The 25533-nt window shown below is 55.0% G+C and carries 23 protein-coding genes; 17 read left to right on the plus strand and 6 right to left on the minus strand.

Annotated elements, in window-relative coordinates:
- Positions 1–9 precede the first annotated feature (9 nt).
- Positions 10–1197 (minus strand): MFS transporter, encoded by a 1188-nt coding sequence (locus tag N1249_RS04515; protein WP_259834901.1) that lies wholly within the window; start codon positions 1195–1197, stop codon positions 10–12.
- 127 nt (positions 1198–1324) lie between these two features.
- Here N1249_RS04515 and N1249_RS04520 point away from each other — a divergent pair, with 127 nt between their 5' ends.
- The 7 genes from N1249_RS04520 to tauD all read left to right on the plus strand — a co-directional run bounded on the left by N1249_RS04520 (position 1325) and on the right by tauD (position 8432).
- Positions 1325–2233 carry a LysR substrate-binding domain-containing protein gene (locus N1249_RS04520; RefSeq protein ID WP_259834902.1) on the plus strand — a complete coding sequence of 303 codons (909 nt, stop codon included), beginning with the start codon at positions 1325–1327 and terminating at the stop codon, positions 2231–2233.
- Between the two features lie 240 nt (positions 2234–2473).
- Positions 2474–3874 (plus strand): S-methylmethionine permease, encoded by a 1401-nt coding sequence (mmuP, locus tag N1249_RS04525; protein ID WP_259834903.1) that lies wholly within the window; start codon positions 2474–2476, stop codon positions 3872–3874.
- The gene (gene mmuM, locus N1249_RS04530; protein WP_259834905.1) at positions 3861–4793 is read left to right on the plus strand and encodes a homocysteine S-methyltransferase; all 933 of its coding nucleotides are present in this window, start codon (positions 3861–3863) and stop codon (positions 4791–4793) included. The genes mmuP and mmuM overlap by 14 nt, the downstream gene beginning before the upstream one ends.
- 226 nt (positions 4794–5019) lie before the next feature.
- The gene (gene tauA, locus N1249_RS04535; RefSeq protein WP_259834907.1) at positions 5020–5982 is read left to right on the plus strand and encodes a taurine ABC transporter substrate-binding protein; all 963 of its coding nucleotides are present in this window, start codon (positions 5020–5022) and stop codon (positions 5980–5982) included.
- A 10-nt stretch (positions 5983–5992) separates the two neighbouring features.
- Positions 5993–6760 carry a taurine ABC transporter ATP-binding subunit gene (gene tauB, locus N1249_RS04540; protein WP_259834909.1) on the plus strand — a complete coding sequence of 256 codons (768 nt, stop codon included), beginning with the start codon at positions 5993–5995 and terminating at the stop codon, positions 6758–6760.
- On the plus strand, positions 6757–7584 hold the full coding sequence (gene tauC, locus N1249_RS04545) for a taurine ABC transporter permease TauC (protein ID WP_259834911.1): 828 nt from the start codon (positions 6757–6759) through the stop codon (positions 7582–7584). The genes tauB and tauC overlap by 4 nt, the downstream gene beginning before the upstream one ends.
- A complete protein-coding gene (gene tauD, locus N1249_RS04550; RefSeq protein WP_259834913.1) occupies positions 7581–8432 on the plus strand; it encodes a taurine dioxygenase in 852 nt (283 codons plus the stop codon). Before tauC ends, tauD begins: the two co-directional genes overlap by 4 nt.
- A 79-nt stretch (positions 8433–8511) precedes the next feature.
- Here tauD and N1249_RS04555 read toward each other — a convergent pair whose 3' ends face one another.
- Positions 8512–10212, minus strand: coding sequence for a lysophospholipid acyltransferase family protein (locus N1249_RS04555; RefSeq protein WP_259834914.1), 1701 nt, complete (start codon positions 10210–10212; stop codon positions 8512–8514).
- Positions 10213–10339: 127 nt separating this feature from the next.
- Positions 10340–11314 carry a porphobilinogen synthase gene (gene hemB, locus N1249_RS04560; protein ID WP_259834917.1) on the minus strand — a complete coding sequence of 325 codons (975 nt, stop codon included), beginning with the start codon at positions 11312–11314 and terminating at the stop codon, positions 10340–10342.
- Positions 11315–11866: 552 nt separating this feature from the next.
- On the opposite strand from hemB, the gene N1249_RS04565 reads away from it, so the two are divergent.
- A complete protein-coding gene (locus N1249_RS04565) occupies positions 11867–14641 on the plus strand; it encodes an autotransporter outer membrane beta-barrel domain-containing protein (RefSeq protein ID WP_259834919.1) in 2775 nt (924 codons plus the stop codon).
- Between the two features lie 94 nt (positions 14642–14735).
- The gene (locus tag N1249_RS04570; protein WP_259834921.1) at positions 14736–15362 is read left to right on the plus strand and encodes a helix-turn-helix domain-containing protein; all 627 of its coding nucleotides are present in this window, start codon (positions 14736–14738) and stop codon (positions 15360–15362) included.
- Between the two features lie 5 nt (positions 15363–15367).
- Here the strand turns inward: N1249_RS04570 and ampH are convergent, their stop codons facing one another.
- Positions 15368–16525 (minus strand): D-alanyl-D-alanine-carboxypeptidase/endopeptidase AmpH, encoded by a 1158-nt coding sequence (gene ampH, locus N1249_RS04575; protein WP_259834923.1) that lies wholly within the window; start codon positions 16523–16525, stop codon positions 15368–15370.
- Between the two features lie 204 nt (positions 16526–16729).
- On the opposite strand from ampH, the gene N1249_RS04580 reads away from it, so the two are divergent.
- The 3 genes from N1249_RS04580 (at position 16730) to N1249_RS04590 (ending at position 19711) form a co-directional block, all read left to right on the plus strand.
- The gene (locus N1249_RS04580) at positions 16730–17263 is read left to right on the plus strand and encodes an isochorismatase family protein (protein ID WP_259834925.1); all 534 of its coding nucleotides are present in this window, start codon (positions 16730–16732) and stop codon (positions 17261–17263) included.
- A gap of 115 nt (positions 17264–17378) precedes the next feature.
- The gene (gene sbmA / locus N1249_RS04585; protein ID WP_166717212.1) at positions 17379–18599 is read left to right on the plus strand and encodes a peptide antibiotic transporter SbmA; all 1221 of its coding nucleotides are present in this window, start codon (positions 17379–17381) and stop codon (positions 18597–18599) included.
- Positions 18600–18613: 14 nt separating this feature from the next.
- Entirely contained in the window at positions 18614–19711 is a 1098-nt protein-coding gene (locus tag N1249_RS04590; RefSeq protein ID WP_259834927.1) for a DUF1615 domain-containing protein, read from the plus strand.
- Here the strand turns inward: N1249_RS04590 and N1249_RS04595 are convergent.
- On the minus strand, positions 19708–20013 hold the full coding sequence (locus tag N1249_RS04595; protein ID WP_182059781.1) for a YaiY family protein: 306 nt from the start codon (positions 20011–20013) through the stop codon (positions 19708–19710). The genes N1249_RS04590 and N1249_RS04595 overlap by 4 nt on opposite strands.
- A 249-nt stretch (positions 20014–20262) precedes the next feature.
- On the opposite strand from N1249_RS04595, the gene N1249_RS04600 reads away from it, so the two are divergent.
- A complete protein-coding gene (locus N1249_RS04600) occupies positions 20263–20499 on the plus strand; it encodes a DUF2754 domain-containing protein (protein ID WP_259834929.1) in 237 nt (78 codons plus the stop codon).
- On the opposite strand, the gene ddlA is transcribed toward N1249_RS04600, so the two are convergent.
- Positions 20496–21596, minus strand: a complete 1101-nt coding sequence (gene ddlA, locus N1249_RS04605; protein WP_259834931.1) for a D-alanine--D-alanine ligase — start codon at positions 21594–21596, stop codon at positions 20496–20498. The genes N1249_RS04600 and ddlA overlap by 4 nt on opposite strands.
- 266 nt (positions 21597–21862) lie before the next feature.
- On the opposite strand from ddlA, the gene N1249_RS04610 reads away from it, so the two are divergent.
- The 4 genes from N1249_RS04610 (at position 21863) to psiF (ending at position 25512) form a co-directional block, all read left to right on the plus strand.
- Positions 21863–23077 carry a multidrug efflux MFS transporter gene (locus N1249_RS04610; RefSeq protein WP_257272802.1) on the plus strand — a complete coding sequence of 405 codons (1215 nt, stop codon included), beginning with the start codon at positions 21863–21865 and terminating at the stop codon, positions 23075–23077.
- 247 nt (positions 23078–23324) lie between these two features.
- Positions 23325–23585 carry an anti-adapter protein IraP gene (gene iraP, locus N1249_RS04615; RefSeq protein WP_259834933.1) on the plus strand — a complete coding sequence of 87 codons (261 nt, stop codon included), beginning with the start codon at positions 23325–23327 and terminating at the stop codon, positions 23583–23585.
- Between the two features lie 99 nt (positions 23586–23684).
- On the plus strand, positions 23685–25100 hold the full coding sequence (gene phoA / locus N1249_RS04620) for an alkaline phosphatase (protein ID WP_259834935.1): 1416 nt from the start codon (positions 23685–23687) through the stop codon (positions 25098–25100).
- A gap of 91 nt (positions 25101–25191) precedes the next feature.
- Positions 25192–25512, plus strand: coding sequence for a phosphate starvation-inducible protein PsiF (psiF, locus tag N1249_RS04625; protein WP_217186335.1), 321 nt, complete (start codon positions 25192–25194; stop codon positions 25510–25512).
- Positions 25513–25533: the final 21 nt, after the last annotated feature.

Consider the following 25533-nt stretch of genomic DNA (forward strand, 5'->3'; position numbering starts at 1 on the left):
CAGTCTCCTTCAGTCAGTCACGGGTTGCGAAGTGGCAGTTTTTTTGATTAACGGCGTGATAGCCACGCCGGCGCACACCATCGCCAGTGACAGGAAAATAAATGCGCTTTCATAGCTGTGGCTTTGCCCGACCAGATAGCCAATCACCACCGGGGAAACGAAACCGCCCAGCGTGCCGCCGGTATTGATAAGGCCAATCGCCGAGCCCATGGTGCTTTCCGGCAGGCGCTTCATCGGCAGGGTGAAGGCGGTCACGAAGGTCGCCATCAGGAAGATCTCCCCCACAAACAGCAGGGCGCTGGCGGATAGCGCGGTCGAGGTATGGAAAATCCCGAGAATGGCGGCGGCGCTGATCAGCGCGCAGACCAAAATCACCTGCGGCTCGCGGTTGTGGAAATACTTGCCTACCAGCCAGCCGGTACAGAGCGAAGAGAGCCAAATCCCCGCGCCGCCTGCGGCCACAATGTAGCCTGACACTTCCAGCGGCATCCCCATGCTTTGCACGAAGAATTTTGGCAGCCAGGCCATCAGGCCATAGCTTGGAATGTTGACGCAAAACACCGAGATAAACAGCAGCAGTACCGTGGGGTTACGCCACAGGACGCCGCTGCGCTCCTGCGATTGCGGCCGTGGCGCAGGCTTGTGATACGGCACGCGCAGGGCGATCAGCAATGCGATGGCGCAGGCAACGATCCCTAATGAAACAAAGGAGAGATGCCAGCCCAGGTGTTCCAGCGCCGAGACGGCCACAATCGGCCCGACGGTCATCGCCAGCCCTGCGGAAGAGAGCAGCACCGACTGGGCAAAGGTGCGTTTTTCCAGCGTGAAGTTGCTGACTACCGCTTTGGCGCACGAGCAGGGGTAACCGGAATGCCCCACGCCTGAGAGAAAGCGGAACACCAGCAGCAGACCAAAACTCATCCCCAGCGCGCCGAAGCACAGGGCGAAGATCCCCAGGGCGCACAGGGACATGATCAGCATGGGTTTGTAGCCGATACGGTCGTTCAGCCAGCCTGCGGGCACCTGAAACAACGAATAGGCGAGAAAGAAGATCCCGGTAATGTAGCCAAGCTGCGCGGTGCTCAGCCCGAACTCTTTTTCGATGGGCAGCAGGGCAAAGCCCATCACGGTTTTATCGATATACACCACGACATAGCCGATAAAGAGTAAAAAAATCATCTGTGACTGGCTTTTCATTATGTTTTCCGCCTGGCGTCAGAGTGCGATGAGAGAGGTTGTGTGCCCTCTGAATCTAGGGGTTTACCGAAAAGGCGGGAAGATATAATTTTTCTATAGGTGATGCTTTTTTGTTATAGGGTGGGTGATGAAATATTTGCCAAAAATTGGCCATCTTCAGGCTTTTCGTCAGGTCGCGCGTAGCGGCAGTATTCGTTCGGCATCGCGTGAGCTGGGCGTTTCGCAGCCCGGTTTAAGCCGTACCTTGCGTGAGCTTGAGCAAACTTTAGGCACACAACTTTTATTACGCAGTAAAGAGGGCATTGCCCTGACGGAAGCGGGGATCGCCTTTTCGCAGCGGGCGGAGTGGGTGCTTGAAGAGCTAAAACGCGCCGCCGAAGAGGTGGAGCAGATTAATCACTATACCCACGGGCGGCTAACGGTGGGGTTTTCATCGCTGATTGCCCTGACCGTGTTTCCCGGTGTGGCCGATGCCTTTAAACAGACGCTGCCGCAGGTGCTGCTGACGGTCAAAGAGGGGCAGCTCTCTTCGCTGCTGCCAGGCGTGCGTAACGGCGAAATCGATATCGCCATTGGGTCTGTTGATCCCATGGTGCCGCCGGAAGGGGTGATGATCGAGCCGCTGTTCACCTCGCCGTTTTGTATTATTGCCCGCAAAGGACACCCGCTGGCAAACGCCGACAATCTTCTGGCGCTGCGCCAGGCCAAATGGCTGCTGCCCGAGTCCTCTATGGGGTATTACCAGCAACTGCAAAATGAGCTGAGCCATTTTTACCGCCAGGTGGAGGTCACTCCGCTGCGCACGGACTCCGTGATCACCGGGCTGAATATGGTGCTCAACGCCGATTATCTGACGGTGGTCGCCAGGGCGATGTGTCAGCCGTTGCAGCTTGACGACAGGCTGGTGGCGCTGCCGATAACCCAGTTGCCCTCGGCCCAGTATTGCGCGGTGTGGTCGCAAAAATCGGCGATGACCACCAATGCCCGCCAGTTTTTGATTCGCCTGCGCGAGGCCTGCCGGCGGTTTAGCTGGTAGCCAGCAGATCCCACTTTCGACTGACCGAGGATTTCAGTCTCTCGCGCCATGCTCTAAGTATCTGCTTACGGAGGTGCTTATGGCCTGGCGACCCATTCTCTATGTGATCCTGACAACTCATCCCCGTCTTAGCGCGCGGCGTGCCCGTCTGCGCCTGGTCCACGGCTAGCTTTTTGTTAACAATCGCGGTATAACACACCTTCTTTGGATGTTTAGATGTCCATACGTATAGAAGGTAATATGCAAACACAACAAGAAAATGGGCAGCTTAAGCGCACCATGAAAACACGCCACCTGATTATGCTCTCGCTGGGTGGCGTGATTGGCACAGGGTTATTTTTCAATACCGGATACATTATTTCGACAACCGGGGCCGCGGGCACGCTGCTGGCGTATCTGATTGGCGCGCTGGTGGTCTGGCTGGTGATGCAGTGTCTGGGCGAGCTTTCCGTCGCGATGCCAGAAACCGGCGCGTTTCACGTTTACGCTGCCCGCTATCTTGGCCCGGCCACCGGTTACACCGTGGCGTGGCTTTACTGGCTCACCTGGACGGTGGCGCTCGGTTCGAGCTTTACCGCCGCCGGATTCTGTATGCAGTACTGGTTCCCGCAGGTGCCCGTCTGGGCGTGGTGTGTGGTGTTCTGTGCGGTGATTTTTGGTCTGAACGTTATCTCCACGCGCTTCTTTGCCGAAGGGGAATTCTGGTTCTCGCTGATCAAAGTGATCACCATCATCGCCTTTATTATTCTTGGCGGCGCGGCGATCTTTGGTTTTATCCCGATGCAGGACGGTTCACCGGCGCCGGGCTTAACGAATATCACGTCTGAAGGCTGGTTCCCGCACGGCGGCCTGCCGATCCTGATGACCATGGTGGCGGTGAACTTTGCCTTCTCCGGCACCGAGCTTATCGGCATTGCGGCCGGGGAGACGGAAAACCCGCATAAGGTGATCCCGGTGGCTATCCGCACCACCATCGCGCGTCTGATTATCTTCTTTATCGGCACCGTGTTTGTGCTGGCGGCGCTTATCCCGATGCAGCAGGCGGGTGTAGAAAAGAGCCCGTTCGTGCTGGTGTTTGAAAAGGTCGGCATCCCTTATGCCGCAGACATTTTTAACTTTGTGATCCTGACGGCGATCCTCTCTGCGGCCAACTCCGGGCTGTATGCCTCGGGCCGGATGCTGTGGTCGCTCTCGAACGAGAAAACGCTGCCGCGCTGCTTTGCCCGCGTCAATAAAAATGGCGTACCGCTGACGGCGCTCTCCGTTTCTATGCTGGGCGGCGTGCTGGCGCTGTTCTCAAGCGTAGTGGCACCAGACACGGTGTTTGTGGCGCTGTCGGCGATTTCCGGCTTCGCGGTGGTGGCGGTGTGGATAAGCATCTGCGCATCGCACTTTGTTTTCCGCCGTCGCCATGTGCAGTCTGGCCAGCCGCTGTCTGCGTTGCAGTATCGCGCGCCGTGGTATCCGCTGGTGCCGGTGCTCGGGTTTGTGTTGTGCGTGGTAGCCTGCGTTGGCCTGGCGTTTGACCCCAGCCAGAGAATCGCTCTTTACTGCGGGATACCCTTCGTCGCGCTGTGTTATGGTGCGTATTACCTGACCCGAAATCTGACAACGCAGGAGCCTGAACATGTCGCAGAATAATCCGCTGAGCGCCATCCTTGAAACACAACCCTTTGTTATTCTGGATGGGGCGATGGCAACGGAGCTGGAAGCGCGCGGTTGTAACCTTGCCGATAGTCTGTGGTCGGCCAAAGTGCTGGTAGAAAACCCGGAACTTATCCGTGAAGTGCACCTCGACTATTTCCGCGCCGGGGCGCAGGTGGCGATTACCGCCAGTTACCAGGCAACACCCGCAGGTTTTGCGGCACGCGGCCTGGATGATGCGCAATCCCGCACGCTGATTGGCAAAAGCGTGGAGCTGGCGCGCAAAGCGCGCGAAGCCTACCTGGCTGAAAACCCACACGCGGGCACGCTGCTGGTGGCGGGTTCTGTAGGGCCATACGGCGCGTATCTGGCGGATGGTTCAGAATACCGTGGTGACTATGTGCGTAGCGCAGAAGAGTTTACCGCGTTCCACCGTCCACGCGTGGAAGCGCTGCTGGATGCCGGGGCCGATTTGCTGGCCTGTGAAACGCTGCCCTCTTTTGCCGAGAGTAAAGCCCTTGCCGCGTTGCTGAGTGAGTATCCGCGCGCCCGCGCGTGGTTCTCGTTTACCCTGCGCGACAGCGAGCATTTAAGCGATGGCACACCGCTGAGTGAAGTGATTGCAGAGCTGGCGCACTACCCGCAGATTGTGGCGCTGGGTATTAACTGTATCGCGCTGGAGAACACTACGGCGGCGCTGCATTATCTGCAAAGCCTGACTTCACTGCCGCTGGTGGTTTATCCCAATTCCGGTGAGCACTATGATGCAGTGACGAAAACCTGGCACCACCACGGTGAAGCCTATGAAACGCTGGCGGGTTATTTACCGCAGTGGCTGGCGGCAGGCGCAAAATTAATTGGTGGATGTTGTCGCACCACGCCGAAAGATATTGCTGAGCTAACGTCTCAGCGCTGAGGCCTTCGCCGGGTGGTGGCTACACCTTACCCAGCCTACATATTTTACTCACCGTAGGCCGGGTAAGGCGTAGCCGCCACCCGGCAAAAAAACACCGCACAAAATTCACTTTCCTTTCCCGATTTTTATCTAAAAACGAATCGCTATTAACGATTCTTTTTTATTCCTTTATCAAAAATCGGCTGCCGGAAATACTGCCTCCATAACGACAAGGGGAGCAGACAGTATGGCAATTTCATCGCGTATTACTTTACTCGGCGCACTGGCGCTGTGGGCATTTCAGGCGCAGGCGGTGGATGTCACCGTCGCGTATCAAACCTCTGCGGAGCCGGCAAAAGTCGCGCAGGCAGATAACACCTTCGCCAAAGAGAGCGGTGCGAAAGTGGACTGGCGCAAATTCGACAGCGGGGCGGCCATTGTGCGTGCGCTGGCTTCTGGTGACGTGCAGATTGGTAACCTCGGCTCAAGCCCGCTGGCGGTCGCGGCCAGCCAGCAGGTGCCGATTGAAGTCTTCCTGCTGGCGTCTCAGTTGGGTAACTCTGAAGCGCTGGTGGTGAAGAAAAACATCACTAAACCAGAAGATCTGATTGGCAAGCGCATTGCCGTTCCGTTTATTTCCACCACTCACTACAGCCTGCTCGCCGCCCTGAAACACTGGGGGATTAAGCCGGGACAGGTGCAAATCATTAACCTGCAACCCCCGGCGATTATTGCGGCCTGGCAGCGTGGCGATATTGACGGCGCATACGTCTGGGCACCGGCCGTGAACGAGCTCGAAAAAGAGGGCACCGTGCTGACCGACTCCGAAAAAGTGGGGCAGTGGGGCGCACCGACACTCGACGTGTGGGTCGTGCGTAAAGACTTCGCGGAAAAACATCCTGATGTGGTGAAAGCCTTCGCGAAAAGCGCCATCGATGCGCAGCAACCCTATATCAGCAACCCCGATGAGTGGCTCAAACAACCCGCTAACCTGGAAAAACTCTCGCGTCTGAGCGGCGTGCCGGAAGCCGATGTGCCGGGGCTGGTGAAAGGGAATACCTACCTCACACCCGCGCAGCAGGTTCAACAGCTGACGGGGCCAGTGAACAAAGCGATTCTGGACACCGCCACATTCCTCAAAGAGCAGGGCAAAGTGCCTGCGGTGGCGGCCGACTATAGCCAGTACGTGACCGACCGCTTCGTGAAATAAGGAGGCAGCCATGCTGAATATTACAAACCTGCACGCCAGCTATGGCGGAAAACCGGCCCTGGAGGATATCAACCTGACGCTGGACAGCGGTGAGCTGCTGGTAGTACTGGGGCCATCCGGCTGCGGTAAAACCACGTTGCTGAACCTGATTGCCGGGTTTGTCCCTTATCAGCATGGCGCTATTCAACTGGAAGGGAAACGGGTAGACGGCCCCGGCGCTGAGCGTGGTGTGGTCTTTCAGAATGAAGGGCTTCTGCCGTGGCGTAATGTGCAGGAAAACGTCGCGTTTGGCCTGCAACTGGCGGGGGTAGGGCGCGAACAGCGGCTGGATATCGCACGGCAGATGCTAAAAAAAGTCGGGCTGGAAGGGGCGGAAAAACGCTTTATCTGGCAGCTTTCGGGCGGCCAGCGTCAGCGGGTCGGGATTGCCCGGGCGCTGGCGGCCAATCCGCAACTGTTATTGCTGGATGAGCCGTTTGGCGCGCTGGATGCCTTTACCCGCGAGCAGATGCAAACCCTGCTGCTGCGCCTGTGGCACGAAACCGGTAAGCAGGTGCTGCTTATCACCCATGACATCGAAGAAGCGGTGTTTATGGCGACCGAGCTGGTGTTGTTATCGCCGGGGCCGGGGCGCGTGCTGGAGCGCCTGCCGCTCGATTTCGCCCGTCGCTACGTGGCGGGAGAACCGGTGCGCAGCATTAAGTCCGACCCGCTGTTTATCGAACAACGTGAATACGTGCTGAGCCGCGTATTTGAACAACGGGAGGCGTTCTCATGAGCATTGTCTTCAGTGAAAAAACACGTCGTCCTCGCCTGAGTTTACGCTGGCCGTTTTCGCGTCAGGTCACGCTGAGCGTCAGTACGCTGCTGGTGTTACTGGCGGTGTGGTGGGCGGTTGCCGCCCAGCAGTGGATTAGCCCGCTGTTCCTGCCGCTGCCGGGACAAGTGCTGGCCAAACTTATCACCATTGCCGGGCCGCAGGGGTTTATGGATGCCACGCTGTGGCAGCATCTGGCGGCGAGCCTGGCCCGTATTCTGGTGGCGCTGCTGGCGGCGGTGATTATCGGGATACCGGTGGGGATCGCGATGGGGCTGAGCCCCACGGTGCGCGGCATTCTCGACCCGTTGATTGAGCTTTATCGTCCGGTGCCGCCGCTGGCGTATCTGCCGCTGATGGTTATCTGGTTTGGCATTGGCGAAACCTCCAAGATCTTGCTGATTTATCTGGCGATTTTCGCGCCTGTGGCGATGTCCGCGCTGGCGGGGGTAAAGAGTGCCCAGCAGGTGCGCATTCGCGCCGCACAGTCTCTTGGTGCCAGTCGTACGCAGGTGCTGTTGTTTGTGATTTTACCCGGCGCACTGCCGGAGATTTTAACCGGGCTGCGGATCGGGCTTGGGGTGGGCTGGTCAACGCTGGTGGCGGCAGAGCTGATTGCCGCAACCCGCGGTCTGGGGTTTATGGTGCAGTCGGCGGGCGAGTTCCTGGCGACTGACGTGGTACTGGCAGGGATTGCGGTGATCGCCGTGATTGCCTTTGGATTAGAACTGGGGCTGCGTGCGCTACAGCGCCGCCTGACACCCTGGCATGGAGAAATACAATGAGTGAACGTCTGATCATTACCCCGCTGGGGCCGTACATTGGCGCGCAGGTGTCGGGCCTGGATGTGACCCGCCCGCTGAGCGATAACCAGTTTGAGCAGCTGTACCACGCAGTGCTGCGTCATCAGGTGGTGTTCCTGCGCGAGCAGGCGATCACGCCGCACCAGCAGCGTGCGCTGGCACTGCGCTTCGGCGATCTGCATATCCATCCGGTCTATCCTCACGCCGAAGGTGTGGAGGAAATTATTGTTCTGGATACCCACAACGATAACCCACCGGATAACGACAACTGGCATACGGATGTGACCTTTATTGAGACCCCGCCTGCCGGGGCGATCCTTGCGGCGAAGCTGTTGCCGGAGACGGGTGGCGATACGCTATGGACAAGCGGAATAGCGGCGTTTGAGGCGCTGTCGGCACCGTTTCGGACGCTGCTGAGTGGGCTGCGGGCAGAGCATGACTTTAAGAAATCGTTCCAGGAGTACAAATACCGTAAAAGCGAAGAGGAGCATCAGCGCTGGCAGGAGGCTGTCGCTAAGCATCCGCCGCTGCTGCACCCGGTGGTGCGCACGCATCCGGTGACGGGCAAACAGGCGTTGTTCGTGAATGAAGGCTTTACCACGCGGATTGTGGATGTGTCAGAGAAAGAGAGCGAAGCGCTGTTAGGTTTCCTGTTCGCCCATATCACCAAACCTGAGTTCCAGGTGCGCTGGCGCTGGCAGGAAAATGACCTCGCCATCTGGGATAACCGCGTCACACAGCATTACGCCAATGCGGATTACCTGCCGCAGCGTCGGATCATGCAGCGTGCGACAATTTTGGGGGATAAACCGTTTTATCGTGCGCCTTGATTGCCGGGTGGCGGCGTTGCCTTACCGGGCCTACGTATCATTGTAGGCCCGGTAAGCGCAGCGCCACCGGGCAACGGAGCTAAAGGTGCGCCTCAATATACCGCTGATAGCGATTCGCTTTGAGATACGTTAAGTCCACCAGCACCAGTCCGTCGATGCAGTTGTTGAATGCCGGATCGCTGCCAAAATCGATAAACTGCACCCCGCCTGGCTCGCACAGCTCAGAATACTGTTTGTAGAGTGGTGGAATGCCGCAACCCAGATTTCCGAGCAGGGATTTCAGCTTCGTCAGGTCATCCACGTAATCGACGCCACCAAACTGGGCCAGCACGTCCGGTAGTGAAGCCGGATAAGGCTGACGCGAAGCGGCTAACGGATGGCTTGCCGGGAACCACAGGCGGTAAAATGCCACCAGCAGATCCCGCGCGGCAGGCGGTAAGCCACCGGAAATAGAAACCGGGCCAAACAGATAGCGATAGTGCGGATAACGCGCCAGATAGGCACCAATCCCTGACCACAGATAATCCAGCCCACGGCGTCCCCAGTAGCGCGGCTGAATAAAGCTGCGCCCCAGTTCAATGCCGTGCTCCAGCACATCCTGCATTTTGTCGTCGTAGTGGAACAGGCTATAGCTGTACAGCCCGTCCACGCCGCGCCTGTCGACCTGCATTGCCGTTGGCATAAAGCGATATGCGCCGACAATTTCCAGATCCTCGTCATCCCACAGGATCAGGTGCAAGTAATCGTCGTCGTAGCTGTCGGTGTCACGGCGTTTGCCGCTGCCTTCACCCACGGCACGAAACGCAATTTCGCGCAGACGCCCCAGTTCACGCAGAAGCGGGGCATCTTCCTGTGCGTTGCGCTGCCACAGATAGATCGTTTTACCGTCGCTGGTTTTCCCCAGACACTCGGCCTGCGCCAGCTCGCGTTTTAGCGTAGCCCGGTCTTCCGGGCGCGCAATGGCGCACTGGGTTTTGAATACGCCAGGCAGTCCCTTGCCAAGACGCATCACGTGCTGACGGCACTGTTCGGCCATCTCACGTGGTGAAAGTGTGGTGCTAAACCAGTTATCCCAGCCAATCTGCTGGCCAATTTTAATCGGCAGCTGGCTGTGGCGACGCCGGAACATCTGCTGCATTAACAGCAGCATGGAGAGCGTCGGCGAAACCAGTGTGCTGGCATAAAACAGCAGGCTGTTATGCGCCTGAATATGCACCGGCAGCAGCGGCGCGCGCAGTTTGCTGGCCAGCTTGATAAAGCCAGAGTGCCATTTTTTATCGCGGATACCTTTGCGCGTCGGGCGCGAGACTTCTCCCGCCGGGAAGAAAATCAGCACCCCGGCGTTTTGCAGATGTTGTTCCATCTGCATCAGCGATGCTTTCGCCGTCTTGCCACCCATGTTGTCCACCGGAATAAACAGCGAGCTGAGTGGCTCCAGGTGCGTCAACATCCGGTTGGTTACCACTTTCACATCGCGGCGTACGCGGGAAACGGCATACATCAGCGCCAGTCCGTCAAGGGTGCCGGTAGGGTGGTTAGCGATAATGACCAGGGGGCCATGTTCGGGGATTTGTTCGAGATCGCGGGCGGAAACGGTGCAGAGAATGTCGAGATGCTCCAGGACTTGCTCCACCATATCCAGCCCTTTCAGGTGGCGGTGGGTTGCTGCAAACTGCTGGAATTCTTCTTCGTAGAACAGTCTTTTTAACAGACTTTTTTGCCAGGGGGCGGGCCTCGCCTGAGGCCAAAGGTCATCAAGAACGCTGTCGAGACTAAACATGGTAACTCCTCCTGCCGTCTTGCCCAGACAGTAGAAGGGGGAGATGTCGTTTGTATTGCAGTTTGGTGAAGATTAGCGCAGAGAGTAGGCCGGGTAAGGCGAAGCCGCCACCCGGCGCTAAAGCGGATTAACGCAGAATTTTCTTCTCGGCCAGATCCAGCGCGAAATAGCTGAAGATCAGATCCGCGCCCGCGCGTTTGATCGCGCCCAGGCTTTCGAGGATCACTTTCTCTTCGTCAATCGCACCCGCCTGCGCGGCGAATTTGATCATCGCGTACTCACCGCTCACCTGGTAGGCACCCAGCGGCAGTTCGGTACGTTCGCGGATATCGCGCAGGATATCCAGATACGCACCAGCCGGTTTCACCATCAGGCAATCTGCACCCTGGGCTTCATCGAGCAGGGATTCACGGATCGCTTCGCGGCGGTTCAGCGGGTTCATCTGGTAGGTTTTACGATCGCCTTTCAGCGCCGTGCCGGCAGCTTCACGGAACGGACCGTAGAAAGAGGACGCGAATTTAGTGGAGTAGGACATGATAGCCGTGTCGGTGAAACCGGCGGCATCCAGCGCCTGACGGATTGCCTGGACCTGGCCATCCATCGCCGCAGAAGGGGCGATGAAATCCGCACCGGCAGCAGCAGCAACCACGGCCTGTTTGCCCAGGTTCAGCAGGGTGGCGTCGTTATCCACACCGTGATCGCACAGCACACCGCAATGGCCGTGAGAGGTGTATTCGCAGAAACAGGTGTCGGACATAACGATCATTTCCGGCACGGTCTCTTTGCAGATGCGAGACATGCGTGCGACCAGGCCGTCTTCTTTCCACGCATCGCTGCCGGTGGCGTCGGTATGGTGGGAAATGCCGAAGGTCATGACCGAGCGGATACCGGCATTCGCAATGCGTTCGATCTCGCGTGCCAGATACTTTTCCGGGATGCGCATGACGCCCGGCATAGCATCGATGGCTTTGTAATCATCGAGCTCTTCTTCAACAAAAATCGGCAACACCAGATCGTTTAAGGTCAGTGTTGTCTCTTCAAACATAGCGCGCAGTGCCGGTGACTTGCGCAGGCGACGGGGACGAGCAATTAAATCGGTCATGATATGCCTGACGTTGAGGAACAATGAGGCACAGTGTACCCGAAATGTAGCCTGTCTGTTTTACTAAAGTGGTCGTTTAGGCAATGACAAGCAGAAGCTGTTATTTACGCTTTGAACAACCAGGTAAATCAACGCGAAATAATACATATTATGAATAGTGGATACTCTTACTTTTAATCGATATTAATTATTCATTGCAGGCTGAGCGGGCTTTGTATGAATAAGTTTTCTCTTCTTTGTTTTTCTTTTATTTAGGATGTGTTCTCAATGGTATTTACCTGGCTTTTAGATTGCCATCTAAATATAACTGCAGATGATCATTTAATAATCAGATCTCCCTTTTCGCTTTTGCTGTTGTGTTTTAATATATTGTTTTTATTGTGTTTTTAATTTAGATAATTAATCATTCATGTGTATTGTCTGTATTCGGACTTAATGGAAAGACTCATTGAACCTTTTTCCTTTGAGACGGCATAATCTTTTTCGCAATATATCGTTGCAATGGTTATTTGACGGACAAACTTGCTTACGTCCCTGAGGAGGGATGACTCAATGCAAACATGGAAAAAGAAACTGGTTGTATCTCAAATTGCATTAGCCTGTACACTGGCTATCGCTTCTCAGGCAAATGCTAAAGATATTTCGGGTACAACCTATAATACTTTTGGTTACGACAGTACGGCCACGACACCCTGGTATTATGGCTATGCCGGCTGGGACTATTCAGACACGTCGAGCGATAGCGATATCTACCCGGTCATCAACAACTCGACTGTGAATGGTGTTATCTCAACCTATTATCTTGATGACGGTGTGGATGGCCGCGCGAATTCCCTGTCTATCACCAACAGCACAATCAATGGCATGATCACCTCATCGTGCATGACAACGGAATGTGCAGATGGGGTAGATACTGACGGAACAACCCACGCGCAGTACGATCGTTTTAGCCTGACGGTCGATAACTCGACCATTAACGACATTTATGAGCATTACGCTTATAACGTGACGGATGGCGATACGACCACCACGCAGTATCTGGACACCTATGGTCTGGGTAACGCCATTACGCTGGATGTGGAATCCGATATTGTTATTCAGAATAACTCACGTATTGCGGGGATTACCCTGACTCAGGGGTATCAGGAGCTGGATAATACGCCGTATGATGATGTTGAGGGTGTTGCGAACAGCAGTAACGTCTTTACCAATACCCTGGTCGTAAAAGACTCCGTGCTGACCTCTGGCGCATACAGCGATCTGGGCACCTCTGGCTTCTACGGTCAAACGGCGAAGCCGAGTGATTACGGTGAAGCTAACGCGACCTCCGCTGATGATGCCGCCCTGATTGTCATGGCCAGCGCATCAGATAATGCGATGCAAACCACCGCTACGTTCGATAACTCCACTATCACGGGCGACATTCTTTTCTCCAGCACCTTCGATAACAACTTCTATGTGAACGGCGATCCGGCCACCGATACCACGGATGATGGGGTATACAACCCTACCACCAACGGTTGGGACGGCACTGACAAGCTGGATGTGACGCTGAATAATGGCAGCAAATGGGTGGGCGCTGCTCAGTCCAGCGTTGAGGCCATTGGTGAATCGCAGATGTACGGTCTGGGTTACAGCGGCGTGGACTGGACAGCCCTGACGGCAAACAGCATCTGGCCAACCTCAACCTTCGACAGCACTGGCCACGTGGCGGGCGAGGCGGTGTATCAGAGCGGTCTGTTTAACGTGACCCTGAACGGCGGCTCTGAATGGGACACCCGTAAGACGTCTAACATCGATACCCTGACCGTGAACAGCGGCTCTCAGGTGAATGTCGAAGATTCGGGTCTGCTGGCAGATACCATTACCCTGACCAGCGCGTCTTCCCTGAATATCGGGGACAGCGGTGGTGTTGCGACCGACAGCCTCTACCTGGATAGCGGTAGCCTTGCAACGCTGACGGAAGAAACCGCCGGACTGTACGCCAATACCATCACCGTGGATAACGGTGCTGAGCTGGCGCTTGGTCTGGGACAGGTTGACACCCACAACATGGTATTGACCGACGGCGGGGTGCTGAATGTCGCCAGCCGTGACTACGTGTTGAATGCCGATCTGAACAACGCCCGTTATATTACTAACGATCGCCATGCCACGGACTATGACTACGGTGTGGTTGCGCTTAATGCCGACGGTCACCTGGCCGTGAACGGTGAAGTTGCTGGCAACTACAAGGTGCGTATTGATAACGCCACCGGCGCAGGCTCTGTTGCTGATTATAAAAATAACGAGCTTATCCGCGTTTATGACAATAACGCCAACACCAAAGCCAGCTTTACTGCGGCAAACAAAGCGGATTTAGGTGCGTACACCTATCAAGCGCTGCAACAAGGCGATACCGTCGTTCTGCACCAGCAGGAGCTGACCGACTACGCGAACATGGCGCTGAGCATCCCGTCTGCAAATGCCAACATCTGGAACCTCCAGCAGGATACGCTGAGCACACGAATCACCAACAGCCGTCATGGTCTGACGGATAACGGTGGTGCCTGGGTAAGCTTCTTTGGCGGCAATTTTGATGGTGACAACGGGATCATCAACTACGACCAGGACGCCAGCGGCATTATGGTCGGTGTGGATACGCACATTGACGGCAATGATGCGAAATGGTTGATTGGTGGTGCTGCGGGCTTCGCAAAAGGCGATCTGAGCGATCGCAGCGGTCAGGTTGATCAGGACAGCCAGACGGCAATGGTTTACTCCTCAGCGAAGTTTGCCAGCGATGTCTTTATTGATGCTTCCCTGAGCTACTCACGCTTCAATAACGATCTCTCCGCCACCATGAGCAACGGTCAGTATGTGGATGGGAACACCACCACCGATGCCTGGGGCTTTGGCATGAAACTGGGTTACGACTGGAAAGTTAACGAGTCTGGCTATCTGACGCCGTATGCGGCGGTGTCCGGGCTGTTTCAGTCTGGCGACAACTACCAGCTGAGCAACGACATGAAGGTTGGCGATCAATCCTACGACAGCCTGCGTTACGAAGTGGGTGTTGATACCGGTTATACCTTCAGCTACGGATCCGATCAGGCGCTGACGCCGTACTTCAAACTGGCATACGTATATGACGACGCTGACAACAGCGCCGATGTGAACGGTGACAGCATTGATAATGGTGTGAAAGGCTCTGCGGTACGCGTAGGTCTGGGCACACAGTTCAGCTTCACCAAAAACTTCAGTGCTTATTCAGATGCAACCTATCTGGGCGGCGGCGACGTCGAGCAGAACTGGGGCGCCAATGTAGGCGTGAAGTACAGCTGGTAATACGTTTTGTCCGGGGAGGTTCGCCTCCCCGTACTTTAAATAACAAAAATAACAGCAATAAAGCGCCATCAGGCAAGGACGACTTGAGGTTGGCATGGACCATTACGCGAAACCACTTCCCGAATTTACCCGGCTTGAAAAATGCCTGGCCCCTTACAGCACGCCTTTTCATCTTTCCGGGGAACAAACCCTCTTCGGCGACTGTTACGACGATGACCACTACACCCTGTTTCTGCAAAGCGGCACATTAACCATTCACCGCCAGCAGGACGATCTGCTGGTCGAGATTATTACCGCGCCGTTTATCCTGGGACTGAATGCCGGCATGGCAGGCTGCGGGTCGCAATATACGCTGATTGCACAAACGCCGTGCTCTGGCTTCTATCTTCCGGCTGACGCCACCCGCAGCTATATTCAGCAAGCGCATCTGTGGCGTGATGCCTTCTGCTGGCTTTCGTGGAACCACAAAATGATGGAATCCCGTGACGGGCAACTGGTGGGGAATAACTCCTACAGCCAGATCCGCTCGACGCTGCTGGTTATGGCTGAGTGGGATGAAACGCTGCGCTCGCGGGTCGGCGTGATGAACTACATTCAGCGGCGCACGCGCATCTCGCGTTCAGTCGTCGCGGAGGTGCTGGCCGCGTTACGGCAGGGGAATTACATCAATATGAGCCGGGGCAAACTGGTCAGTATTAACCGTTTGCCCGCGGAATATTAGTCACTTTACGAAGCCGGAACGACCTTCTCTTTATTGGCGCTCAGCTCGGCAACTAAGTTATTGATACCGTCACTCATATTGACGAAACGAGTATTCGGCGAGCGGGTCACAACCACAAACGCGCCCACGTTTGCCTGCGGGATCATCGCCATATAGGTGATAAAGCCGCCACCGCCACCGGTTTTCTGAATGATCCCCGGGCGACCATTTTTCGGTGCCATGTAGACCCAGCCCATACCCAGTGCATCGGCTTTGCCCGGCACATCCATGCCAATTACGCGGTGCAGCTGATTACGCTGGTAAATCAGCGTTTGCATCCGGTCGGCCTGGTTGCTGCGTGCGTAGAAATCGGAAGAGAGGAATTGTTGCATCCAGCGCATCATGTCGCCCGGCGTAGAGTAAACGCCGCCACTCCCGATAGCTGCCAGGGTGTTATTACACGGACTCGCCCCTTTTTCCGCCACCATCAGGCGCCTGCACTGATCGGGTGAAGGGGTGAAGGTGGTGTCTTTCATGCCCAGCGGGCGCGTAATTTGTTCTTCAAACAGCTGCGGATATGGCTTGCCGGATGCCGTTGATAACGCATCGGCGAGCAGATCAAACGCCAGGTTGGAATAGGATGCCTGCGAGCCCGGTTCGGCTTTCAGCGTCGCCGTGTTCAGGTAGCTCCAGCGTTGTTCCCGCGTTGGCCAGACGAAGACCGCACGGTGTGCCGCGCCGCCGGGTTGTTCACGTGGCAGGGCACTGGTGTGAGTCGCCAGATTCACCAGCGTAATCGGAGCACCCTGCCAGGTGGGAACATGTGCGCCTGGCGGGGCATATTTACTGAGTGGATCGTTGAGTTTAACCACGCCCTGATCGAGCAGTTTCACCAGCATTTCGCTGGTCATTAACTTGGTTAATGAGGCGATACGGATAACCGAATCCAGCTGCGGGTGGATATTATTTCCTGGACGCGTTTCCCCAAAGCTACGAAACACACGCTGGTTACCGTCGATAACCACCAGCGCCATACCGGTTGCACCGCTGCCGTAATAGATAAGGTTAGCGTAGCGGTCGGCAATATCTGAGGCAAAAGCAGGGGCTGTCAGCGGCTGGGCTGCCTGGGCGGTAGACAGGCTCACCGCACACAGCGCGGCGAAAGATAACAGACAACGTTTCAACGAAATGCATCCATGAAGTGAATGAAGAAATTAATGCGTATTTATACTACTAATCGGTGCGGTGCAATGGGTCGAATTGCATAACGATAGCGAGAAAAACGTAACCGCGGGTAAATAAGAACAATTTCCTGGAGCGCAGTCTCCCATTTTGTGACATCGGGCTTATTATAGTCGTTTATCTCACTCAATCTTTCGGAGAGGGCTATGTCTGAGAAGCGTGTGGTTATGGTTGTCGATATGCAGCAAGGCGTGTTCGAAACGCCGCGTCATCAGCGCGAACAGTGTGTTTCCCGCATCAATCAGCTCACGAAGGCTGCCGACACGGTCATTTTTATTCAACATACTGAGGCCGGCGGGCTGGAAGAGGGGAGTGAAGGGTTTGCGTTGCTGCCTGAAGTAGAACAACCCGCGGGGGCATTCTATGTCACCAAAACCGCCTGTGATTCATTCTATAACACCGGGCTGGAAGCGCTGCTGCGCGAGCAGGATATTCATGCGTTTGTCATTTGCGGCTGTGCCACCGATTACTGTGTCGATGCCACCATTAAAAATGGCGTGAGCCGCGGCTACCACATTACCGTCGCGGAAGATGCCCATACCACCGCAAATCGCCCGGCGGCACAGGCGCAAGTCCTGATTAACCACCATAACGATGTCTGGCGTAACTTTATTGCCCCCCTGAACCCGCCGAAGGTGAAATTCACCGAAACAATTCTCGAAAACTGGAAAGCGAACTAATAATAATCCATCGGGTCTGACCTTTTGCCCGGGCCAGCACGCTGGCCCGTAGCAGCGTTTTCGTTTGGTGATGTGTTGAGCACAGCAACAGCCATAACAACAAGAAGGAAGCATTATGTTTAAGTCTTTTTTCCCAAAGCCGGGGCCTTTTTTCCTGTCGGCATTTATTTGGGCACTGATCGCTGTCATTTTCTGGCAGGCGGGTGGCGGCGCGTGGTTAACGCGCATCGTGGGCGCAACGGGCGAGGTGCCGATTAGCGCGGCTCGCTTCTGGTCGCTGAGCTATCTGCTGTTTTACGCCTACTACGCCGTGTGCGTTGGCCTGTTTGCGCTGTTCTGGTTTGTCTACTCTCCGCATCGCTGGCAAAACTGGTCGATTCTGGGGACCTCGCTCATCATCTTCGTCACCTGGTTCCTGGTGGAAGTGGGCGTGGCGGTTAACGCCTGGTACGCGCCATTCTACGATCTGATCCAGACCGCGCTGAGTGCGCCGCATAAGGTGACGATTAACCAGTTCTACCATGAGGTCGGGATCTTCCTCGGCATTGCGCTGATTGCGGTTGTGATTGGGGTAATGAACAACTTCTTTGTCAGCCACTACGTTTTCCGCTGGCGTACCGCGATGAACGAACACTATATGGCGCACTGGCAACATCTGCGTCATATCGAAGGTGCTGCACAGCGTGTGCAGGAAGACACCATGCGTTTTGCCTCCACGCTTGAAGATATGGGGGTGAGCTTTATCAACGCCATTATGACGCTGATTGCCTTCCTGCCGGTGCTGGTCACCCTTTCGGCGCATGTTCCCGACCTGCCGATTGTCGGGCATCTGCCGTACGGCCTGGTGATCGCTGCGATTGTCTGGTCGCTGATGGGAACAGGTTTGCTGGCGGTGGTCGGGATCAAGCTGCCCGGGCTTGAGTTTAAAAACCAGCGCGTGGAAGCGGCCTACCGTAAAGAGCTGGTTTATGGTGAAGATGACGTGAACCGTGCCTCGCCGCCGACCGTACGCGAGCTGTTTGGCGCGGTGCGCCGCAACTATTTCCGCCTCTATTTCCATTACATGTATTTCAACATTGCCCGTATTCTCTATTTGCAGGTCGATAACGTTTTCGGTTTGTTCCTGCTGTTCCCGTCTATTGTTGCGGGTACGATTACGCTCGGTCTGATGACGCAAATCACCAACGTCTTTGGTCAGGTTCGTGGTTCGTTCCAGTATCTGATCAGCTCCTGGACCACGCTGGTTGAGCTGATGTCTATCTACAAGCGTTTACGCAGCTTCGAGCGTGAGCTTGACGATCGTGATCTTCAGGAAGTGACCAATACATTTAGCTAATACAGGGAGTTGCTATGCCATTTGCCGTACCACGCGCATTACCGTTGTCCTTGCTGGCCGCCTTCGTTCTGGCGGGTTGCGCCGAAAAAGGAGCAGCCCCGCTTAAAGAGGGTGAAAAACCACTGGATGTGGCAAGCGTTGTGCGGCAAAAAATGCCCGCCAGCGTGAAGGATCGCAATGCGTGGGCGGATGCCTTAGCAAAGACGTTTGACAGCCAGAAGATTGCCCCCACCGAGGAGAATATCTGCTCGGTGCTGGCCGTCGCTCAGCAGGAGTCAATGTACCAGTCCGACCCGGCGGTGCCTGGGCTTAATAAGATTGCCTGGAAAGAGATCGACCGCCGTGCTGAGTCAATGCATATCCCGGTATTCCTGGTGCATACCGCCCTCAAAATCACCTCGCCAAATGGCAAAAGCTACAGCGAACGGCTGGACACGGTGAAAACCGAGAAACAGCTGAGCGCTATTTTTGATGATTTCATCAGCATGGTGCCGATGGGGCAGAAGCTGTTTGGTTCGCTTAACCCGGTCCATACCGGCGGGCCGATGCAGGTCAGTATCGCGTTTGCAGAAAAGCACACCGACGGCTATCCGTGGAAAATCGACGGCACGGTGCGCCAGGAAGTGTTCTCCCTGCGGGGTGGGCTCTGGTTTGGCACTTATCATCTGCTGAACTATCCGGCCAACTACAGCGAGCCGCTGTACCGCTTTGCTGACTTTAACGCTGGCTGGTACGCCAGCCGTAATGCCGCATTCCAGAGCGCCGTGAGCCGCGCCAGTGGAGTGAAACTGGCGCTGGATGGCGATCTCATTGCCTATGGCAGTAGCGAAGCGGGCACCACTGAGCTGGCTGTGCGTAAATTGTCCGCGAAACTGGGGATGAGCAACAGCGAGATCCGCCGTCAGCTGGAGAAAGGGGATAGTCTGGCGTTTGAGAAAACGGATCTGTATCAGCAGGTATTTAAGCTTGCAGAGCAGAAGAGCGGCAAGGCGCTACCGAAAGCCATTCTGCCGGGGATCCAGCTTGAGAGCCCGAAGATCACGCGTAATCTTACAACAGCCTGGTTTGCAAAACGCGTGGATGAACGCCGGGCTCGCTGTATGGCGCTTTAACGATGGTGGCGACGCCAGCGCAGCACAAGGGCCACGACGCCCAGGATCATGCAGCCTGCGAGGAAGGGAATTAACCCGAAGACCGTGCCGACGCCGAAGCCTATTTCTACCTGAGGGCGGCCCGTATCCTGAACCTGCATCAGGTGTTCATAGACGCCTGGTGCATGGACCAGCATGTTAAGAAGCTGTGAGCCTGCCCAGAAGCAGAAAAGCACAAACAGGGCATAGGCGATATTGCCCGCCGTAGAGGTTTTTGGTTGTTTGCCGCCAAAAATCGGTTTCGACAATGTAAAATCAGCCATAAAGACCTCCCGTAATATCACTCTGCTCAGAAACGCGTCGTACAGGTGGAGTTTGACAGGTCATAGCATTTGTCAATATCAGAATCGTGGTAATTTGCCCTAAGGAATTCTCCTGGATTGTCGATTTCTGCATCGCATCACAGTTTTATGACTTAAGTGAAATTGCGACGCGTTTAAGAATTCCCGCATCCCGCCACAGACCTGGCCGCGAAACTGTGAGAGTATGTCTTTTTTTCTGCCGGAGTCCCCATGAAACTCACTTCCAAACTACGCCGTGACTGGCATTATTACGCCTTTGCTATCGGCCTTATTTTTATTCTCAACGGGGTTGTGGGGCTGCTGGGATTTGACGCGAAGGGCTGGCAAACCTATGCCGTTGGCATGGTGACGTGGGTGATCAGTTTCTGGCTGGCGGGACTAATTATCCGCCGTCGCCCTGAAGAGGCGACAGCGGATACAACGGATACGGCAAATAAAGTCGATTAGTCGTTTACGGAGCTTTTGAGGGCGCTGTCGGCAGCGTGACGCTCCAGCGCCAGCTCGATCAGGCGGGTGATCAACTCTGGGTAGCTGATACCGCTCGCCTGCCACAGTTTTGGATACATGCTGATGTTGGTAAAGCCCGGCAGCGTGTTGATCTCGTTAATCACCACGTCGTTTTCTGACGTCAGGAACACGTCGACGCGCGCCATGCCGGCACAGCCCAGTGCCTGATATGCTTCAACGGCGATCGCGCGGATCTTGTCGTTGATGGCCGGATCGATAGCTGCTGGCACCACTACCTGCGCGCCTTTGTCATCAATGTACTTGGTGTCGTAAGAGTAAAAATCACTGTTTAACACCACTTCGCCACAGGTGCTCGCCTGCGGGAAATCGTTACCCAGTACCGCACATTCAATTTCACGGCCTTTGATGCCCTGCTCAACCACCACTTTATGATCAAACCCGAAAGCCAGGCGAACGGCTGCATTGAACTGTGCTTCGCTGTTCACTTTGCTGACCCCAACAGAGGAACCCTGATTGGCAGGCTTAACGAACAGCGGCAGGCCCAGCTGGGCGCTGATACTGGCGAAGCTGTGTGTGTCGCGGTTGGCGCGGGTAAGGGTGATAAACGGCGCAATGTTCAGCCCGGCATCGCGCAGCAGGCGTTTCGTGACGTCTTTGTCCATGCAGGCGGCGGAGCCCAGCACATCTGAGCCGACAAACGGCAGGTTTGCCATACGCAGCATCCCCTGCAAGGAACCATCTTCACCCAGGGTGCCGTGAACAATCGGGAAAATAACGTCGATTTGCGCCAGTGTCTGCGCATTGCCGGCATCGATAAACTGCCCCTGAACTTTGCCCGGTACAGTGGCAACGCTGATTTCAGATGGATTAAGCGCGATATGTGCCGGATCGTCAGCATTTAACAGATATTGGCCGGCATCATTAATATGCCACTGCCCCTGTTTATCAATGCCCAGCAGTACGACCTCGAAGCGGTTTTTATCAATCGCATCGACAATATTTTTTGCCGATTGTAATGACACCTCGTGTTCTGCTGATTTTCCCCCAAAGACAATACCCACCCGCTGCTTAGCCATTTCACTCTCTTCCAGTCTGACGAAAAGCCTATAACATACCACGATGCCCTGCGGGTTTCCCGGCCTTCTGCCATAATGTTTGGGTGTGGTTTTTAAAGCATAAATCACCGCCTGTTAACGGATAATTTGTGACATATTTCACAAATATGATGACTGGGAAGATAAAACACCAAAGTCATCCATGTCCGCATCTCTGGCGCTACGTGAATGTACGTAACTTGCTAATCTGTAGGCGAATTCGCCTAAAAATGAAGATTGCGTCTGTTATGGAATCCTGGAAAGTTAACCTTATATCTGTCTGGTTCGGCTGTTTTTTTACCGGACTTGCCATTAGCCAGATTTTACCGTTCTTACCCCTGTACGTTTCGCAACTGGGTGTCTCCTCCCATGAAGCGCTTTCGATGTGGTCGGGTCTGGTGTTCAGCGTCACGTTTCTGGTTTCTGCCATTGTCTCGCCCATGTGGGGCAGCCTGGCAGACCGAAAAGGGCGCAAGCTGATGCTGCTGCGCGCATCGCTTGGGATGGCGGTGGCAATACTGCTCCAGGCTTTTGCCACAAACGTCTGGCAGCTGTTTGTGCTGCGCGCCTTAATGGGGCTGACATCCGGGTATATTCCCAATGCTATGGCGCTGGTGGCATCCCAGGTGCCACGTGAGCGTAGCGGTTGGGCGCTGAGCACCCTTTCGACTGCCCAGATAAGTGGCGTGATTGGCGGCCCGCTGATGGGCGGCTTCCTGGCCGATAACGTGGGATTGCGGGCGGTGTTCTTTATTACGGCAGCGCTGCTGGTGATAAGCTTCCTGGTCACCCTGTTTTTGATCAAAGAGGGCGGGCGACCGGTTGTGAGCAAGTCAGAACGCCTGAGCGGGAAAGCCGTGTTTGCCACGTTACCCTATCCAGGCTTGATGATAAGCCTCTTCGTCACCACGATGGTGATTCAGCTTTGTAACGGCTCGGTCGGCCCGATCCTCGCGCTGTTTATCAAATCAATGGAGCCAGACAGCAACAACATTGCGTTTCTCAGCGGGATGATTGCCGCGGTGCCGGGCGTTTCGGCGCTGATTTCCGCACCGCGTCTGGGGAAACTGGGTGACCGGATTGGCACGGCGCGCATATTAATGGGCACGCTGATTTTTGCCGTTGTGCTGTTTTTTGCCATGTCATTTGTCACGTCGCCACTCCAGCTCGGGGTGTTACGCTTCCTGCTGGGCTTTGCCGATGGCGCCATGTTGCCTGCGGTACAAACGCTGCTGGTGAAATATTCCAGCGATCAGGTTACGGGACGTATCTTTGGATATAACCAGTCGTTTATGTATTTGGGGAATGTCGCCGGCCCGCTGATGGGGGCATCTGTTTCGGCAATGGCGGGGTTCCGTTGGGTATTTGCCGCCACGGCCGTAGTTATCCTGGTGAATATCATCCAGCTGGCTTTTGCGCTTCGTCGTCGTCAGCAAATAGCGCAGGCAAAATCGTCGCGCTAATACGCCGCGATATACATTATATATTCTTATGGCTGTCGCATTTTTATATAACAAAATGCGACCTGCCTTTGCGTGATATTCCCGCTTCGTCTTGATGGGTTTTAATAATAGAAAAACGTTTCGCTGATAAGTTATGTCATGTATTTTGGCTATAAATTCAATTTTGCATAAGATAATACTCAACACCGCTTTGCATTATTGGTTCGGAATGTTAAGTTCAGAAAAAATGACATAAGGAAATAGCACAATGAAAAATCTCATTGCGGAGTTGCTGGTCAAGCTTGCACAAAAGGAAGAGGAGTCCAAAGAACTGGTCGCGCAGGTTGAAGCGCTGGAAATTGTGGTCACTGCGCTGCTAAGACAGATGGCGCAAAACGATCAGCAGGCCCTGATTAGCAGCGTTGAAGTGGCGCTGGAGAATGCCCGGCCTGACTCACTGGTCCCGGTACAGGATGCGCAATTGCTTCAGCAATACGTAAAGAAGCTATTAAGGCATCCACGCAGTTAAACCGTCATCAAACCTGACGGCGTGTCATAGAAATGTCATGCAGGATGCCTATAGTCGCTCTGTTTTATTTTTTATGTATTTGTACATGGAGAAAATAAATTGAAACAGAGCGCACTTTTCATTGCATTAATACCCCTGTTATTTACCCCTGTTATTTATGCTGAAACCACGAGTACCAGCGTACTGGATAATCGCGCCGCTCAGGGCGATATCACCCAGCCTGGTGGCGCTCGTCGTCTGTCAGAAGACCAGACCGCAGCCATTCGTGCTTCACTGAATGAGAAGCCGGCCAAAAATATTATTCTGCTGATTGGCGACGGTATGGGTGATTCTGAAATTACCGCTGCGCGAAATTATGCTGAAGGTGCGGGTGGCTTCTTCAAGGGTATTGATGCCTTACCTTTGACCGGGCAATACACCCATTACGCACTGAATAAAAAAACTGGTAAACCAGATTACGTGACGGACTCTGCTGCCTCGGCGACGGCATGGTCAACCGGCGTGAAAACCTATAACGGTGCGCTGGGTGTGGATATCCACGAAAAAGATCATCAAACCATTCTGGAAATGGCAAAAGCGGCGGGGCTGGCAACTGGTAACGTCTCGACGGCTGAACTCCAGGATGCTACCCCGGCAGCGCTGGTGTCACATGTGACCTCGCGTAAATGCTACGGCCCGTCTGTGACCAGCGAGAAATGCCCGACCAACGCGCTGGAAAAAGGCGGAAAAGGTTCGATTACTGAACAGCTGCTGAACGCCCGTGCGGATGTGACGCTGGGTGGCGGGGCAAAAACCTTCGCTGAAACGGCAACCGCGGGCGACTGGCAGGGCAAAACGCTGCGTGAGCAGGCGCAAGCGCGTGGCTACCAGCTGGTAAGCGATGCGGCCTCTCTGGCGGCTATCACTCAGGCAAATCAGGATAAACCGCTGCTGGGTCTGTTCTCGGATGGCAACATGCCGGTGCGCTGGGAAGGCCCGAAAGCCTCTTACCACGGCAACATCGACAAACCTGCGGTGACCTGTACGCCAAATCCTAAACGCGACGACAGCATCCCGACGCTTGCGGCCATGACGGATAAAGCCATTTCTCTGCTGAGCAAAAGTGAAAAAGGCTTCTTCTTGCAGGTAGAAGGCGCATCAATCGATAAGCAAGATCATGCGGCGAATCCGTGCGGTCAGATTGGTGAAACGGTAGATCTGGACGAAGCGGTACAGAAGGCGCTGGAATTCGCGAAGAAAGACGGTAATACCCTGGTGGTAGTGACGGCTGATCATGCGCACTCCAGCCAGATTATTCCGCCAGAAACCAAAGCACCCGGCCTGACTCAGGCGCTGAATACCAAAGACGGCGCGGTGATGGTGATGAGCTATGGCAACTCTGAAGAAGAGTCGATGGAACATACCGGTACGCAGCTGCGTATTGCCGCGTACGGTCCACATGCGGCAAACGTGGTAGGGCTGACGGATCAAACCGATCTGTTCTACACCATGAAAGCGGCACTTGGTCTGAAATAACAGACACACCCGGCAGAAATCGCCTCTGCCGGGTGGTTTTTTCCCCACCACGAACCAGACTTACTGTGAATGTTCACAAAAGGATGGTGCAATGAAAATAACATTTCTGGTTACCCTGCTCTCTGGCGTGTTCCTGATGGCTTCGGCGAACGCGGCAGAAAAAACCTTAACCCCTCAACAGCAGCGCATGACGACCTGTAACCAACAGGCGACAGCGCAGACTCTCAAAGGTGATGCGCGTAAGACGTATATGAGTGATTGCCTCAAAAATGGTGCATCAAAGCCACAGGAAAAAAGTCTGACGCCACAGCAGCAGAAAATGCGCGAGTGCAACGTCCAGGCGACCGAGCAATCGCTTAAGGGCGACGATCGCAATAAATTCATGAGCGGCTGTCTGAAGAAAAAAGCCTAGTTCTAACGGGTGAGTTGCCGT

This window comes from Enterobacter sp. CP102, assembly GCF_025152625.1.
Lineage (GTDB): Bacteria > Pseudomonadota > Gammaproteobacteria > Enterobacterales > Enterobacteriaceae > Enterobacter > Enterobacter soli.